13 protein-coding genes are annotated in these 16,827 nt (G+C 29.4%); 3 read left to right on the top strand and 10 right to left on the bottom strand.

Translation table 11 applies throughout. The features are described 5' to 3' along the window. Position 1: 1 nt before the first annotated feature. Both prfA and VJI77_RS06910 read right to left on the bottom strand, forming a co-directional pair. Positions 2–1,072, bottom strand: coding sequence for a peptide chain release factor 1 (gene prfA / locus VJI77_RS06905; protein ID WP_323988864.1), 1,071 nt, complete (start codon positions 1,070–1,072; stop codon positions 2–4). A gap of 289 nt (positions 1,073–1,361) precedes the next feature. After that, complete coding sequence (locus tag VJI77_RS06910) at positions 1,362–2,960, bottom strand: ABC transporter ATP-binding protein (protein WP_323988866.1); 1,599 nt, start codon at positions 2,958–2,960, stop codon at positions 1,362–1,364. Positions 2,961–3,394: 434 nt separating this feature from the next. Between VJI77_RS06910 and VJI77_RS06915 the strand changes: the two genes are divergently transcribed. Continuing rightward, positions 3,395–4,000: a TetR/AcrR family transcriptional regulator gene (locus tag VJI77_RS06915; RefSeq protein ID WP_323988867.1), complete on the top strand. Its 606-nt coding sequence runs from the start codon at positions 3,395–3,397 to the stop codon at positions 3,998–4,000. Next, positions 4,000–4,902 (top strand): alpha/beta fold hydrolase, encoded by a 903-nt coding sequence (locus VJI77_RS06920; protein ID WP_323988869.1) that lies wholly within the window; start codon positions 4,000–4,002, stop codon positions 4,900–4,902. The genes VJI77_RS06915 and VJI77_RS06920 overlap by 1 nt, the downstream gene beginning before the upstream one ends. Positions 4,903–4,950: 48 nt before the next feature. Here VJI77_RS06920 and VJI77_RS06925 read toward each other — a convergent pair whose 3' ends face one another. The 4 genes from VJI77_RS06925 to rpoB all read right to left on the bottom strand — a co-directional run bounded on the left by VJI77_RS06925 (position 4,951) and on the right by rpoB (position 13,984). Next, the gene (locus VJI77_RS06925) at positions 4,951–5,328 is read right to left on the bottom strand and encodes a hypothetical protein (protein ID WP_293440427.1); all 378 of its coding nucleotides are present in this window, start codon (positions 5,326–5,328) and stop codon (positions 4,951–4,953) included. A gap of 67 nt (positions 5,329–5,395) precedes the next feature. Then, positions 5,396–6,481, bottom strand: a complete 1,086-nt coding sequence (locus VJI77_RS06930; RefSeq protein WP_323988870.1) for an MGDG synthase family glycosyltransferase — start codon at positions 6,479–6,481, stop codon at positions 5,396–5,398. Positions 6,482–6,533: 52 nt separating this feature from the next. After that, complete coding sequence (rpoC, locus tag VJI77_RS06935) at positions 6,534–10,202, bottom strand: DNA-directed RNA polymerase subunit beta' (protein WP_323988892.1); 3,669 nt, start codon at positions 10,200–10,202, stop codon at positions 6,534–6,536. Between the two features lie 23 nt (positions 10,203–10,225). Beyond that, positions 10,226–13,984, bottom strand: coding sequence for a DNA-directed RNA polymerase subunit beta (gene rpoB, locus VJI77_RS06940; RefSeq protein WP_323988871.1), 3,759 nt, complete (start codon positions 13,982–13,984; stop codon positions 10,226–10,228). A gap of 282 nt (positions 13,985–14,266) precedes the next feature. Here rpoB and VJI77_RS06945 point away from each other — a divergent pair, with 282 nt between their 5' ends. Then, positions 14,267–14,416 (top strand): hypothetical protein, encoded by a 150-nt coding sequence (locus VJI77_RS06945; protein WP_293440433.1) that lies wholly within the window; start codon positions 14,267–14,269, stop codon positions 14,414–14,416. Between the two features lie 56 nt (positions 14,417–14,472). On the opposite strand, the gene VJI77_RS06950 is transcribed toward VJI77_RS06945, so the two are convergent. The 4 genes from VJI77_RS06950 to VJI77_RS06965 all read right to left on the bottom strand — a co-directional run bounded on the left by VJI77_RS06950 (position 14,473) and on the right by VJI77_RS06965 (position 16,826). Continuing rightward, positions 14,473–14,649: a hypothetical protein gene (locus VJI77_RS06950; RefSeq protein WP_009354353.1), complete on the bottom strand. Its 177-nt coding sequence runs from the start codon at positions 14,647–14,649 to the stop codon at positions 14,473–14,475. 97 nt (positions 14,650–14,746) lie between these two features. Continuing rightward, positions 14,747–15,067 carry a DUF1294 domain-containing protein gene (locus tag VJI77_RS06955; RefSeq protein ID WP_323988872.1) on the bottom strand — a complete coding sequence of 107 codons (321 nt, stop codon included), beginning with the start codon at positions 15,065–15,067 and terminating at the stop codon, positions 14,747–14,749. 114 nt (positions 15,068–15,181) lie between these two features. Then, positions 15,182–15,607, bottom strand: a complete 426-nt coding sequence (gene sufU / locus VJI77_RS06960; protein ID WP_293440437.1) for a Fe-S cluster assembly sulfur transfer protein SufU — start codon at positions 15,605–15,607, stop codon at positions 15,182–15,184. After that, a complete protein-coding gene (locus VJI77_RS06965) occupies positions 15,597–16,826 on the bottom strand; it encodes an aminotransferase class V-fold PLP-dependent enzyme (RefSeq protein WP_323988874.1) in 1,230 nt (409 codons plus the stop codon). The genes sufU and VJI77_RS06965 overlap by 11 nt, the downstream gene beginning before the upstream one ends. Between the last annotated feature and the right edge of the window lies 1 nt (position 16,827).

Consider the following 16,827-nt stretch of genomic DNA (forward strand, 5'->3'; position numbering starts at 1 on the left):
TCTACTCCGCAATTGCTAACATTTTTTTAGCCTGATCGCTTGTGATAAGAGCATCAATCATATCAGAAATATCTCCATTTAAGAAACTATCCAATTGATAAATAGTCATATTTATTCTATGGTCTGTAACTCTTCCTTGTGGAAAATTATAAGTTCTTATTCTTTCAGATCTATCGCCTGACCCTATTTGCGATTTTCTTGCATCAGCAATATCCTTATTTTGTTCTTCTTGATACTTTTCATAAAGTCTTGATTTCAAAATTTTCATTGCCTTTTCTTTGTTTTTAAGCTGTGATTTTTCATCTTGACAAGTAACAACAACTCCTGTAGGAATATGAGTAATTCTTACAGCAGAGTCAGTTGTATTTACACATTGTCCACCATTACCACTAGCTCTATAAACATCAATTCTAAGGTCATTTTGATTTATTACAACATCAACATCTTCAACTTCAGGTAAAACTGCAACAGTTGCAGCAGAAGTATGAATTCTTCCACTTGATTCTGTAGCAGGAACACGTTGAACTCTATGAACGCCACTTTCATATTTCAATTTTGAATATGCTCCATGACCTTTAACTAAGAAAACAACTTCTTTAATTCCTCCAACTCCTTGTTCAGAAATACTCATTATTTCTGTTTTCCATTTTTGTTTATCTGCGAACATTCTATACATTCTAAGAAGATCTTCTGCGAAAAGTCCCGCTTCATCTCCACCTGTACCAGCTCTTACTTCCATAAATACATTCTTTTCGTCATTAGGATCTTTTGGTAATAATAAAATTTTAAGATCTTGCTCTTCTTGTTCAATACTATCTTCTAATTCAGAAATTTCTTCCTTAACAAGTTCTTTCATTTCATCGTCCAAACTTTCCTTTAACATCTCTTTATTTTCTTCAAGTTCTTTTTTATGTTTTGAATACTCTCTATATTTTTCAACAATAGGCTTCATATCGCCATGTTCTTTAGCAAGTTTTTGCCAAACATTCATATCTTTCATAATTTCAGGATCTATAATTTTCTTTTCAAGCTCCTCGAATTTTTCAACTAATAGTTCTAATTTATCAAACAAAGTATATCTCTCCTTTTTTAATAACAATTAACTTTAATTTATCTTAACAATTTATTTTTATTTATAATATGTAGCTTTATCAATAGGCATAAAGCTATTAATTATATCATAACTCCTTTACGATAACTTTTTCTATGGTAGTTATGATGAAATGTATATAGCTTTATCAACAGGCATAAAGCTATATACATTATAGCACACTTACTATACTATTGTAAATTTTTTCACCAAAAATCTACTAAAAATCAGAAGAAATCCCGACACATAAGTATCGGGAATGTAATTATTGCTAACAATTTTTTATTATATTAATTTTTTCTCCTGTAAATTCTAAAATGTAGTCATACATTTTTACATTTTCTTCTGAATAATTGTGAGAAATATTAATAAATCCTAAGTTTTTATCATTTAAAATCATTTTTTCAATTATTGAAATTGAATTTTTATCAATATTGCTCATAGCTTCATCAAATACCAAAAAATTACTATTTCTAAGTAAAGCTCTAGCAATTATTATTTTTTGTTTTTCACCACCGGAAATTGAAAGATTTAATTCATTTAAATTTTCATTTCTATTTTCTATAAGTTTTTTATCCAAATTTACTTTATTTAAAATATCATAAATCAAATTATCCTCAAAATTTTTAAATAGAGTTATATTTGAAACTATATTTTCATTGAATAGGAACGAATTTTGTTCAACATAGACAAGATTTTTTGAAATATCAGGATAATCCTTTATATTTTTACCATTTATCTTTATATTTCCACTATAATTTTCAAGCTCCCCGAACAGTAATTTCAAAATCGTACTCTTTCCGGAGCCGTTTTGACCTCTAATAAGATATTTTTTCCCGCTTTCAAAAACATTTGAAAAATTATCAATAATATATTTATTTTGGTTATAAGAGAAACTTACATTTTCAAATTCAATTTTCTCAACTCTCTCTCGCTTATTTTCTTCAAATTCATGGTCAGACAATGTTTTAAATAAATCATTTTTTACCTTCTTTATAGAAAATACAGTTATCAAATAGCTGGAAATGGTATTAATCGGATATATTAACAACTCTGATAATTGCAATATTGCTATAAAAGCTCCGATAGTTTCTTTTCCACTAATAATTGAACTGATTACAACATAATAAATTAGAAACTGGGATATAAATGAAATTGCCCCCATGCTAATTTCTAGAACTGCATTTTTTATGCTATATCTATAAGCATATTTTTGTTCATCAGATGAAATAGATTCCATTTTATCATTTATATTTTTTTCTACGGAATATCTTTTTATAGTGCCTATTCCCTCAACAATATCATAAAAAGCTGTATTTAATCGTCTTAGTCCTAAAATGCTCTTTTCCCTTATTCTTTGCATATCTATTTCAAAAAAATAAGGAATTAGAATTGATATAATATTTGTTCCTAGAATAATAAATGATGCAAGAATATTCAATGAAAACAGCAAATACATATACCAAATAATAGATACTGCTTGAAATATAATATGTGGTATTGTTAAATAGTATTCTTCTACAACAGATTCTATCTCATTATTATAAATAGAATAAAGCTCTTGAGGATTTTCTCCCTTTTTACCTTTAAACAAAATTCCTCTGACAAAAAGATTTCTAAGTCTCATATATAATAATCTTCTATACTTAGCATTCAACAATTTGCCAATAAATTCAGAACACAACACTAATACTATTAGTAGAGCATATTTTACAAAATATCCAAAAATTTTATCAAATTGTTTTTCTGTAATACTATCTGTAATTTCCTTAATTACCATTGGCATATTAGCATTTGAATAAACTGTAAAAATACTAAAAATAACAATTAATATAGAATATAGATAAATATTTTTTTTTAATTTTTTCATAATAACTAATACTCCATAAATTTCAATTATACAAAATAATTTTTCAATATTTTACATAATCATTGTATCATAGTAAATGAGTTTTTTCAACGATTTAATAGTTTCTTATCTTTGTCTATAATATAGCTCTTGAATAAAAAAATAGCTATGCAAAAATTTTACATAGCTTATTTTCTATAAATTTTAAGTGTGGTATTTACATTCTAATAATATGATTGTGATTAGTGTGTTTTTACTTTTTATTTTAAATTTAATAAAATAATTATATTAAGAAGTAAATGCAGTTATTGTATACCCTTTATAATATAAATTATTTATTTTATAAAAATTAATTCAAAAACTATAGATAAAATAAATTTTTTTAACTTGACAGCTAATTGTAATTAGCTTATAATATAATTAAGCTAATCATAATTAGCTCGAGAGGAGGATTTATGAATACTAAAGATAAAATAATGTATGAAGCCTTAAAACTTTTTGCTCAAAAAGGATACTCTGATGTTTATGTAAAGGACATTGCAATGATGGTTGGTATTAAGGCTCCTAGCTTATATAAACATTTTAAAAGTAAACAAGAAATTTTTGAGAGCTGTATAGAAATATTTTATAAAAAAATGAATGAGAAACGAGATCTACTTTTATTGCCTAGAAATTCTAGCAACAGCGATATGTATATAAATAAAAAAAGAGAAGATATAATTAAAATCGCAAAGGAATTATTTGAGTTTTATATTTTAGATGAAATCGCTTCAAATTTTAGAAAAATGTTAATAATAGATCGTTATAGAGAAAGTCAAATCAATGATTTGTATGAAAAAATCTTTTTAGATGAACCCATAAAATATCAAACACAAGTGTTTTCTCAATTAATCCCACCTAAAAAACTGAAATCTACCAGTGCAGAAGATATAGCTAAAATATTTTATTCCCAAATCTATTTTTTACTTCAAAAATATGATTGTAAAAAAGAAAGTTTAGAAGATGGAAAAAAAGAACTTGAACACTTTATAAACCTATTTTGTGATACTTTGGAGTTGTGATGAAAAATTTAAAAATATTATTTATTATTTTAATTATATGTATATTTTTTTATACTATGATTATGAGTATTAAGCTTAACAATGATTTAAAAGAGGCTATTGAAAAATTAAAAAACTATCAACCAAGTCAAATGATTCTATCTTATGGAAATATAGAATATCTTGACAGAGGAAATGGAGAGGTATTATTAGTATGTCATGGAATTTTTGGAGGTTTTGATCAAGGTTATGAAAGTTTAAAAGATTTAACTAAAGATTATAGAATATTGTCCCCATCACGTTTTGGATACCTCAACAGTGATGTATTAGGAAAAGGAACTCCTGAAGAACAATGTAAAGCATATATTGAGCTTTTAGATAAATTAAATATCGATAAAGTATTTATTGTAGGGACTTCAGCAGGAGGAACTGTAGCAATTCGTTTTGCACTGGACTATCCAAATAGATGTAAAGGACTTATTCTATATAGTTCTGCAATGCCTGAGACAGAAAAACCTAAGAAAATAAATTTATATCAAGCACCTCCTAATTTTTTATGTAATAATCTTCCTATGTACTTGATTAGTCCATTTTTTAAAACTATTATGGGAATGGAAAGCAATGTAGTTAAAACAATGTTACCAATTGATAAAAGAAAAAAAGGAGTAAAAATAGATGGAGAAATTACTAATCCAGATATGGCAGTGAATTATGATAATTATATTATTGAAGAAATTGAAATTCCAACATTAATTTTTCAATCAAAAGATGACAAAATAACAAAATATGAAAAATTTATTACTTCTGTAAAAAGATTTAAAAATAGTACTTTGAAAATATTTGAAACTGGCGGACACCTTTTATTAGGACATGAGAAAGAAATTAATGAGGCAGTAATAAATTTTATTAACAAAAATAAATAATGAACAATAAAAAATGAGGGTCTTAAAACCCTCATTAAAAATATCAAATTATTTTTTTTCGCCTTCTGATTCTTTTACATTCTTAACATAATTTTCAGCAGCTTTTCCTAATTTAATAACTTCTTCCTTGTCAATTTTGTCTTCTTTAACTGAAGAAATTAGATTTTCGTATTTCTTTTCAATACTTTCTTTGTCTGCATCACTTAAATTTGGAATTTTTAATTCAACTGATTTTTGTTCTTCTAATGCTTTAATAGTTGAATTTTTTTCTTCTTCAGAAGCTTTTTCCATTTCCTTCTTTTCTTCTTTCTTTTCTTCTGTTTTTTGTTCTGCTTTCTTGTTTTCAGCTGGTTTTGATTGACAAGCAACCATTGATCCCATTAAAAATAAAGCCATAGCAGAAATTAAATATTTTTTAATTTTCATACAAAACCTCCTAAAAATCTCTATCCATAGTGCATTATACTATAAGAAAACATTTTTGTCAATGAATTTAGCTTATTTTTTCAACTAATTCTACAATTTTATCAACTGAAAATCCATTTGCTATATCTTTCATATTCAAAGCCATGTATTCTACCCTTCTCCTATTATTATAGAATTTTTTAACTTCCTTTACAACAGCGTCAATACCGTTTGCATATACACCTATTTCTTCTTCAACAATGAAATTTTTATTTTCTTCCTCGTGACCTGGTATAAAGAAAGGAATTATAAGCGGTATATTTTTAACTATTGCCTCTGAAACTGTAAGTCCTCCGGGTTTTGTAATTAAAATCTGATTTTCTTCCATTAGTCTTGCAATTTCATTTGTATAGCCTAAGATTTCAAGTCTATTTTCATCTATAAACAAACTATATTTTTTTTCTAGCTTTTCTTTTAATTCTTCATTTTTACCACAAACCATGGTAAGTCTAATATCATTTGAAATTTCTAATATAGGCATTATATACTCCGAAAAATCATTCATTCCCAATGTTCCAAATATAGTTAGGATATTAAAACCATCTTTCTTTTCATAATGTCTTTCTTTAAAACTATCACTTATAGGTATTCCAAAAGCACAAATCTTATCTTGTTTTATTCCGTAATCAATCATTCTATTTTTTGTAAATTCACTTGCTACAATATAATAATCAACGTAATCACTAAAATACATCTTATGTGTAATAAAATCTGTAATTACAGAAATAAAAGGAACATCATAATATTTTTTTTGCTTAATATGTTCCATAATTCCAATCGCAAAAACATGAGTACCTATAACTACATTAGGTTTTTTTTCTTCTAAAATAGGTAATATTTTATTACTCAACATATTTAAAATTGGTTTTGAAAAAACATTTTGTGATTGAGTTATATTAGTTCCCTTGTATATTAGTCCATAAATTTCAGGAGTTTTTGTTACAATACCTAAATATCCTCCAACGAGTAAACTATCCAATTTTTCAGAAATTTCTTTTAGTAAATCTATTTCTTCTACATAAAACCCCTTTTGTTCAAGCTTTTCTCTTATATTATTAGCAGCTTTATTATGTCCACCACCAAAAGATGCTGTTAAAATTAAAGCTTTTTTCATATTAATCCTCACTTTATAGAAAGAGTCGGAAAGTTTCTTCCGACTCTAAATATTATTCTTCAACTTCTTCCGCGATTTCAACTTCTTCAGTTTCAACTTCAGATTCGATTTCAGTTTCAGTTTCAGTTTCTTTTGCTTCATCTGATTCAGCACTTTCTTTTGATTCATCAAAAATATGATCTTCTTCTGATTCAGCATTTTCAAGAGCAGCTTCTCTAGCAAGTCTATCTTCTTCTTCCATTGTTTCATAATCAATTTCGATTGATTTATAAACTTTCATTCCAGTTCCAGCAGGTATAAGTTTACCTAAGATTACATTTTCTTTTAATCCTATCAATCCATCTGCTTTTCCTTTGATAGAAGCATCAGTTAAAACTCTAGTTGTTTCTTGGAATGATGCTGCTGATAAGAAACTTTCAGTAGCAAGAGATGCCTTAGTAATACCTAATAGTACATTATCAAAAGTTGCTGGCATCTTATCTTCTTCAAGCATTTCTCTATTGACAGCTTCAACTTCTCTAAACGGAACTAAACTTCCCTCTAAGAAATTAGTATCTCCTGAAGTATCGATTTTAACTTTAGAAAGCATTTGTTTTATAATGATTTCAATATGTCTATCATCGATATCTACCCCTTGATTACGATAAACTTTTTGAACTTCCTTAGTGATGTATTCTTGAACACCTGTTGGACCTTTAATAGCTAAAATGTCATGTGGATTTATAGAACCTTCAGTAAGCATATCTCCTGCTTTAATTTCTTCTCCATCTTTAACTTTAATTCTAGCACCATAAGGTATTGCATAAATTCTTTCATCACCATCATCGGCAGTTACAACTATATCATATCTCTTCTTATTATCAACTAATTTTACAGTACCATCAATTTCAGTTATATAAGCAAGTCCTTTTGGTTTTCTTGCCTCGAAAAGTTCTTCAACACGAGGAAGACCTTGAGTAATTCCAACACCGGCAACCCCACCAGAGTGGAATGTTCTCATGGTAAGTTGAGTACCCGGTTCCCCGATAGATTGAGCAGCTATAATTCCTACAGCTTCCCCAATATTAACTGGATTTCCTGTTGCAAGGTTACGTCCATAACATTTTGCACAAACACCATGTTTAGATTTACAACCTAGAACTGAACGAACTTTTATTTCTGTAATTCCAAGCTTTTCAACTTTTTCAGCCAATCCTTCAGTAATCATTTCATTTTTATGAATTAATATTTCTCCTGTAGTAGGATTTAATACATCTTCAAATGAATGTCTTCCTACAATTCTGTCTGCAAGCTTTTCAACTATAGCATTTCCGTCTTTAAAGTCTCTAGCTAATACATATTCATCTGTACAACAATCATCTTCTCTAACAATTACATCTTGAGAAACATCTACAAGTCTTCTTGTTAAATATCCAGAGTCAGCTGTTCTAAGAGCAGTATCTGAAAGTCCTTTTCTTGAACCGTGAGTTGAAATAAAGAACTCTTGTACAGAAAGACCTTCTCTAAAGTTTGCTTTGATAGGAATTTCTACGATTCTTCCAGTAGCAGAACTCATAAGTCCACGCATTCCAGCTAACTGTCTAATTTGGTTAATATTACCTCTGGCTCCTGAGTCAGCCATGATTGAAATACTATTTGTAGGATCTTGCTTTTCAACAAGAATCTTTGTAATATCTTCAGTAGCCTTTGTCCAAACAGAGATTACATATTCATATCTTTCTTGTTCGGAAACTAAACCATCTCTAAATAATTCTTCATAAACAGCAATTTTCTTTTCTGCTTCTTTAAGAATTTCCCATTTTTCTTCTGGAACTATTACGTCATTCATTGAAATTGAAATAGCTCCAACTGTAGAATATTTATATCCTGTAGATTTAATATAGTCTAATACTTCAGCAGTTTTAATATTTCCATGTTTTCTAAAACACTTATCTACAATCTTACCAAGCATTTTTTTATCTACAAGTCTATCTATTTCTAATGAGAATTTATCTTTACTTCTATCAACAAATCCTAAATCTTGTGGAAGATGTTCATTAAATATAAATCTACCAACAGTTGATTTTACTATTTGACTTTCTCCTGTTTCTTCATCTCTATACAAGATATTAACAGTATCATGAATTTTAACATTATTTGTAGAATAAGCCTTAAACATTTCGTCATAATCCATAAATGAACGAACAGCTTCTTCTTCAACAGTTCCACTTGTTAAGTAATATGAACCTAATACCATATCTTGTGTAGGAGTTGTGATAGGCTTACCATCTTTTGGAGCCAAAATATTATTTGTAGAAAGCATCAAAAGTCTTGCTTCTGCTTGGGCTTCAGTTGATAAAGGTAAATGCACAGCCATTTGGTCACCGTCAAAGTCGGCATTATATGCAGTACAAACTAACGGATGTAATTTTATTGCTTTTCCTTCAACTAAAACCGGTTCAAATGCTTGAATACCAAGTCTATGAAGAGTCGGTGCTCTGTTTAAAAGCACAGGATGATCTTTGATAACTTTATCCAAAATGTCCCAAACATTTGAATTTAATCTTTCTACATATTTTTTTGCACTCTTAATATTATGAACAATTCCGTCTTCAACTAATTGTTTCATAATGAAAGGTTTGAATAATTCAAGAGCCATTTTTTTAGGAAGTCCACATTGGTGGAATTTTAAATCTGGTCCTACTACGATTACTGAACGTCCTGAATAGTCAACACGCTTTCCAAGTAAGTTTTGTCTAAATCTTCCTGTCTTTCCCTTTAACATATCTGATAAAGACTTAAGCTCTCTATTTCCTGCTCCTGTTACGGCTTTTCCATGTCTACCATTATCTATTAATGTATCCACAGCTTCTTGTAACATTCTCTTTTCATTTCTCATGATGATTTCTGGAGCATGAATTTCAATAAGTTTTTTCAATCTGTTATTTCTATTTATAACACGTCTATACAAATCATTTAAGTCTGAAGTTGCAAATCTTCCACCTTCAAGTTGAACCATAGGTCTTAAATCAGGTGGAATAACAGGAACGACATCAATAATCATCCATTCAGGTCTATTTCCTGATTTTCTGAAAGCTTCACAAACTTCAAGTCTTCTTGAAAGTCTAATTTTCTTTTGACCAGTTGCATCAACAAGACCTTTTTTCAATTCATCTGAAAGCTCATCTAAATCTATATTTTCTAAAAGCTCTTTAATTGCTTCAGCACCCATTCCAACTCTGAAATTTTCTGCACCAAATTTTTCACAAGCTTCTCCATATTCCCCTTCAGTTAGTAATTGTTTAACATAAAGGTCAGTATCTTTTGCATCAAGAACAACATAATTTGCAAAATATAAGATTTTTTCAAGTGCTCTTGGGCTCATATCTAATATAAGACCCATTCTTGAAGGTATTCCTTTAAAATACCATATATGAGAAACCGGAGCAACAAGTTCTATATGACCCATTCTCTCACGTCTTACTTTAGACTTTGTGATTTCAACTCCACATTTTTCACATACATTTCCCTTGTATTTTATTCTTTTATACTTACCACAATTACATTCCCAGTCTTTTACCGGTCCAAATATTTTTTCACAGAAAAGACCATCTTTTTCAGGTTTTAAGGTTCTGTAATTTATGGTTTCTGGTTTTTTAACTTCTCCTCTTGACCAACTTCTTATTTTATCAGGTGAAGCTAAGCCAATTTTCATTGCATCAAAATTATTTAATTCCAACAAGGAGTCCACTCCCTTCCTCTATGTTATTGATCAATATCTTCTTCTATAAATATTTCGTCTTGTTCTACTTCTTCTGAACTACTTTTTTCTTTTTCATCTTTATCTTCTAAGAAACTAAGGTCAAAGCCATCAAAATCTTCTTCCTTGTTTCCAGATTGATCATAGAATGAATCAAAGTCAAAATCTTCTTCCTCTTCTTCTTTGGCATACTCTTCATTTAAAACAAGTTGAGCCTTAATTTCATCGGAATTTTCTCTAAGTTTGATTTCTTCTCCTTCTTCATCAATCAATTTAACATCTAAACATAATGATTGTAATTCTTTCATAAGAACTTTGAAAGATTCAGGAATACCTGGTTCAGGAATATTTACACCCTTAACAATTGATTCATAAGTCTTAACTCTACCTACAATGTCATCACTCTTAACAGTTAGCATTTCTTGTAAAGTATGACTTGCGCCATATGCTTCCAATGCCCAAACTTCCATTTCTCCAAATCTTTGTCCACCGAATTGTGCCTTACCACCAAGTGGTTGTTGTGTAACCAAAGAATAAGGTCCGATAGATCTAGCATGGATTTTTTCATCTACTAAATGGTGAAGTTTTAACATATACATATAACCAACAGTTACAGGATTGTCAAATTCATCTCCAGTTCTTCCGTCTCTAAGTTTTATTTTTCCTGATTCAGGACAACCAGCAAGCTTTAATGCATCAAGAACATCAATATCACTTGCTCCGTCAAATACAGGTGTTGCAACTTTCCAACCAAGTCTTTTAGCTGCAAGTCCTAAATGCACTTCAAGTACTTGTCCGATGTTCATACGAGAAGGTACCCCTAATGGATTAAGAACGATTTGTAAAGGAGTTCCATCTGGTAAGAATGGCATATCTTCTTGAGGCATAATTCTTGATATAACCCCTTTGTTACCATGTCTACCACACATTTTATCCCCTACATTAATCTTTCTCTTAGTAGCTACATAAACTCTAACCACTTCATTAACTCCAGGTGGTAATTCATCTCCATTTTTTCTACTATAACATTTAACATCTACAACAATACCAGTTTCTCCATGAGGAACTCTTAAAGAAGTATCTCTTACTTCTCTTGCCTTTTCTCCGAAAATAGCTCTTAAAAGTCTTTCTTCAGCACTTAACTCAGTTTCTCCCTTAGGTGATACTTTACCAACTAAGATATCTCCTGAATTAACTTCAGCACCAATTCTTATAATACCATTTTCATCCAAGTTCTTTCTCATATCTTCACCGATATTTATAACATCTCTTGTGATTTCTTCAGAACCTAATTTGATTTCTCTCGCTTCACATTCATGTTCTTCAATGTGTAATGAAGTTAAAACATCATCTATAACAAGTTGTTCATTCAACAACATCGCATCTTCGTAGTTATAACCTTCCCAGTTCATAAATGCCATTAAAATATTTTTACCTAATGCGATTTCTCCATTTTCTGTTGAAGGGCCATCGGCAATAATATCTCCTGCATTAATTCTGTCATTTTCATTAACTATAGGTCTTTGATTGATTGTTGTTCCTTGGTTTGAACGTTTAAATTTAAGTAATCTATATTTATCAACTACATTATCTAAATCTCTTTTGATATGAATTTCATCACTATCAGCTTTTGTAACAATTCCTGAATTTTTAGCAACGATAACAACACCACTATCTCTTGCCGCTTTATGTTCTATACCAGTTCCTACGATAGGAGCTTCAGTAACAAGTAGAGGCACTGCTTGTCTTTGCATGTTTGAACCCATCAACGCACGAGTTGCATCGTCATTTTCAAGGAAAGGAATCATTGCTGTACCAACTGATACTATTTGTTGAGGAGAAACGTCCATAAGTTGAATTGTATCTCTTGGATAAATATCATTTTCGCCGTTAATACCACGACCACTTACTCTTTCGTTTACAAAACGTCCATTTTCATCAAGTGGTTCATTGGCTTGAGCGATAATAACTTCATCTTCTTCATCAGCAGTTAAATAAACAATGTCCTTTGTAGCAATTCCATTATTTACAACACGATATGGAGTTTCAATAAATCCATATTGATCAACTCTTGCATAAGTTGTAAGAGAAGTAATTAGACCGATGTTTGGACCTTCTGGAGTTTCTATCGGACAAATTCTTCCGTAGTGACTTTCATGAACGTCTCTTACTTCGTATCCTGCTCTATCTCTACTAAGACCACCAGGTCCTAATGCTGATAATCTTCTCTTATGAGTAAGTTCTGCAAGTGGATTGTTTTGATCCATGAATTGTGATAATTGTGAAGAACCAAAGAATTCTTTTAAAGACGCAACAAGAGGTCTTATATTAATAAGTCCTTGAGGCGTAGCAAGGTCTGGATCTTGAGTTGACATTCTTTCTCTAACAACTCTCTCCATTCTTGATAAACCAATTCTAAATTGATTTTGTAAAAGTTCTCCAACAGCTCTAACTCTTCTATTTCCTAAATGGTCAATATCATCACAAATTCCAAGACCATAGAATAAGTTAAATTCATAACTTACAGTAGCTTCAATATCATCACGAATAATATGAGTAGGAGAAAGCTCTTTAACTCTATTTCTAACAGCTCTCTTAACTTGTGTTTCATATTCTTCGCCTTCATATTCTGATGCAGCATCTAAAATTTCCATCATAACTGGATAGTAAATTTTTTCCGAAAGTCCATTGCATGAAATATCAAATCCCAATTCAAACGCACTAATATCAACAAAGTGGTTACCAACAACGATAATCTCTTTGTCTTCAACTTTTACATGAACTCTCTTATATCCTGCATTTTCAATTTTTTCAGCAAGTTCTTCTGAAATATAATCTCCAACACTTGCAATTTTTTCCATTTCACCAAATTTATCGGTCTTGAAAATATCTTCAGCTAAAATTGTTCCTATTAATCTATTTCTTAAAGCTAATTTCTTATTAAATTTATATCTACCAACTTTTGCAAGATCATATCTTCTAGGATCAAAAAGTAAATTATGTAATAAACTTTCCCCACTTTCAACAGTAGCAGGATCCCCTGGTTTTAATTTTCTATAAATTTCAAGAATAGCTTCTTGATAACTCTTTGTTATATCTTTTTCCAAAGTAGTATGAAGTTCTTTAATATCTCCGAAATTTTCAACCATTTCTTCATTTGTTTCATATAACAACGCCCTAATCATAGTTGTTATAGGCAATTTTCTTGTTCTGTCAATACGAACACTTACAACTCCGTTTGTGTCGGTATCATATTCTAACCAAGCACCTCTGTTTGGAATTACTGTTGAAGAAAATAACTTATTACCTGACTTGTCAATTTCTTCTCCATAATATACACCCGGACTTCTAACAAGCTGACTTACGATAACTCTTTCAGCCCCATTAATAATAAAAGTCCCGTTGTCAGTCATCAATGGAATTTCTCCCATAAACACTTCTTGTTCTTTAACTTCACCTGTATTATTGTTTGTTAAACGAACATCAACTTTTAGAAGTGTAGAATAGTTCATATCCCTATCCTTACATTCTTGTTCTGAATACTTTGGAGCATTTTCTAAACGATAATTTAAAAATTCCAGATTCATAGCTTCGGAATAGTCTCTAATCGGACTAATATCGTCAAAAACATCTCTAATTCCTTGCTTAATAAACCAGTCATAACTATCAGTTTGAATGGCAATTAGGTTTGGAAGATCCAAAACATTTTGAATTTTTGAATAACTAACCCTTTCTGTGATTCCATACTTTTCAGTATGTGTCATAAAACTTCACCCCTTTGAAAAATTAAAAAAAGATAAAAATACATATTATCCCACTATTACATTATTATCTTTAAATTTTAACAGATTTTTTATAAAAAGTAAAGACTTTTTTTGGAATTTTTTCATTTTTTTAAACAGAAATTGACCTTTGAACCTGATAATTTTAATTTCATATTATGAATTCTTTAATTAAATACTATATTATGGTATAATATAGTTGTAAATATATTGTTTTGATAGTTCAATAAATTACTATTTAATATTAATCTAAAGGAGGCAATTATGAGAAAAAAATGGATGAATTATTTAACAATCACTATAATAGTATTTTTAATTATATTTCATTTCAAAGAGCTTTCTACTATAACATTTGTCTGTTTTGGAATAGTATTAGCCTCTCATTTATACGATTTATTTAAAGATAAATTTTAATTTAATTTCAGAATCAAAAAAGGAAGTAATTTTTATCACTTCCTTTAAATAATTTTTTATTTCTTTTCTAACTTTGACTCCAGTTCTTTTATTGTATTATTTAATTCATCTATTTTAGACAACATTTCTTTATTGTTTTTATTGATTGTTTTCTCCACACTATAAATTGAAAACACAATTGCACAACATTGTATAGATATTAATGCCAAAATTGTTATTTCTGAATTAGACATATAAACACCTCTATTCCTTATAATTTAAAATATTATTATAAATACTCTTACAATTCTTATACCTAAATTATATCCATTTAATTTAGGAAAGTCAATACTATATTACATATTTATATAAATAATATAAAATCAACACTCTTCCCACAAAAAATAGTGGTACTAAAATTCTAAATTTAAGTTTTTTAGTTTTATGTCTAAATATTTGCATGGATAAAAAAGCTCCGATTGAGCCTAATAAAAAAGCTGATAACAATAAGCTATTCTCTGAAATTCTATTCTTGCCTTTTATAGCTTTTCTTTTATCAATATAAAATATTGTAAAAGATATTAAATTCATTATAAAAATTATAGAAATCAATAATTTATAGTTGTATAACAAACCGTCTAAAAGCAAATATAATATAAAAAATATCCTCATATACCCTCCAAAATAAGAACCCCACCCTTCCACGATGCTTCGGATCAGGTTGGTGCCCTGGAACCTTATTGTTTCACAATAAAAAGTCGCAACTCAAAAGAGCTACGACCTTATTTAATTAGCTTCGATTATATTTTTTAATGTATGCCAAGCAAGAACAGCGCATTTAACTCTTGCAGGCATTGTAGAAATATTTTGAAGAGCTACAGCATCCTTAAGTTTTTTAAGCTCATCACCCTCAAGTCCTTCTGTAATCATTGCCAAAAATGTTTCACAAAGTTCTTTTGCTTCGTCTAAAGTCTTTCCCTTAATTAAATCAATCATAAGAGATGTTGAAGCTTGGGAGATTGCACAACCTACTCCAACATAAGAGGCATCTTTGATTATACCATCTTCAATATCTAATTGTAATGTAATTTCATCTCCACAACTTGGGTTATGACCTTTTTCTTCGTGAGTCGGATGTTCCAAATATCTTTTATTTTTTGTATTTCTACTTTCTTCTGTTATTATCTCAGTATAAATTTCTCTAATGTCCAAGATGTAATATTCTCCTTACTTCTTTTAATTTCTCAATGAAATATTCTACTTCTTCTTTAGTGTTATAGAAAGAAAAACTTACTCTACAAGTTGCATTTTCATTCAAATATCTATGCAAAGGCTCTGCACAATGATGACCACTTCTTATTGCAATTCCAAAGCTATCAAGTATTGAAGATACATCATGAGGATGTGCATCTTTTACATTAAAAGCTATAACTGGACATCTGTTTTCTTCAGTTGTAGTATAAGTCTTTACGAAATCTAGCTTTTTCATTTCTTCAAAAGCAAAATTCATAAGTTCTCTTTCCAATTTTTCTATATAATCAAATCCCAATTCTTCTAGGTAGTCAATAGCAGAACCAAGTGAAGCAACTGCTCCTACATTTTGTGTTCCCGCTTCAAAACGACCTGCCGGTAAAAGATATGTTGAATGGTCCTCATAAACATATTCAATCATATCTCCTCCATAAAGGAAAGGATCCATCTCTTTTAAGAGGTCAAACTTCCCATAAAGCACACCAACGCCCATTGCACTTAACATTTTATGTCCTGAAAAAACTAAGAAATCAACATCTAATTCTTGGACGTCTAATTTTTTATGTGCAACAATTTGAGAAGCATCAACTAAAACTTTAGCTCCATTTTTATGTGCTATTCCAATAATTTTTTTGATGTCAGGCATTGTAGCTACTACATTTGAAGCAGCAGTTATACATACTAATTTTACTTTATCAGAAATTTTATCTTCAAAAGATTTCATATCCAATTGGAAATTATCATCAAGATAAATATAATTAAGTTTAGCACCTGTTTTTTCTTTTAAAAATTGCCAAGTACATAAATTACTATGATGTTCCATAATACTAAGCATTATTTCATCATCTTTTTCTAATTTATTAAGATAACAATAGGCAACTAAATTAAGTGCTTCACTAGCATTTTTTGTAAAAATTATTTCAGTACTTCTCTTTGCATTAAGAAAATTCTTAACTTTTTTTCTAGTTCCTTCATAAATATCAGTCGCAGACATACTTAAATAATGACTGCCTCTATGAGGACTTCCATTTTGATAAGAATAGTAATTTGTTATAGTATCAATAACAGCTTGTGGCTTTTGGCTTGTAGCTGCATTATCTAAATATATAACTTTTTTTCCAACTTTTTCTTCGTTCAAATATGGAAAATCTCTTCTAATATCAAGAATAGTTTTAGTCATA

It is taken from the genome of Parvimonas sp. D2, assembly GCF_035282635.1.
GTDB lineage: Bacteria > Bacillota > Clostridia > Tissierellales > Peptoniphilaceae > Parvimonas.

Coding starts and splice junctions, on each gene's coding strand:
- VJI77_RS06955 (WP_323988872.1), bottom strand. CDS start 15,067: ATGAGGATATTTTTTATATTATATTTGCTTTTAGACGGTTTGTTATAC.
- VJI77_RS06965 (WP_323988874.1), bottom strand. CDS start 16,826: ATGACTAAAACTATTCTTGATATTAGAAGAGATTTTCCATATTTGAAC.
- rpoB (WP_323988871.1), bottom strand. CDS start 13,984: ATGACACATACTGAAAAGTATGGAATCACAGAAAGGGTTAGTTATTCA.
- VJI77_RS06920 (WP_323988869.1), top strand. CDS start 4,000: ATGAAAAATTTAAAAATATTATTTATTATTTTAATTATATGTATATTT.
- VJI77_RS06925 (WP_293440427.1), bottom strand. CDS start 5,328: ATGAAAATTAAAAAATATTTAATTTCTGCTATGGCTTTATTTTTAATG.
- VJI77_RS06945 (WP_293440433.1), top strand. CDS start 14,267: ATGAGAAAAAAATGGATGAATTATTTAACAATCACTATAATAGTATTT.
- VJI77_RS06915 (WP_323988867.1), top strand. CDS start 3,395: ATGAATACTAAAGATAAAATAATGTATGAAGCCTTAAAACTTTTTGCT.
- VJI77_RS06910 (WP_323988866.1), bottom strand. CDS start 2,960: ATGAAAAAATTAAAAAAAAATATTTATCTATATTCTATATTAATTGTT.
- VJI77_RS06950 (WP_009354353.1), bottom strand. CDS start 14,649: ATGTCTAATTCAGAAATAACAATTTTGGCATTAATATCTATACAATGT.
- VJI77_RS06930 (WP_323988870.1), bottom strand. CDS start 6,481: ATGAAAAAAGCTTTAATTTTAACAGCATCTTTTGGTGGTGGACATAAT.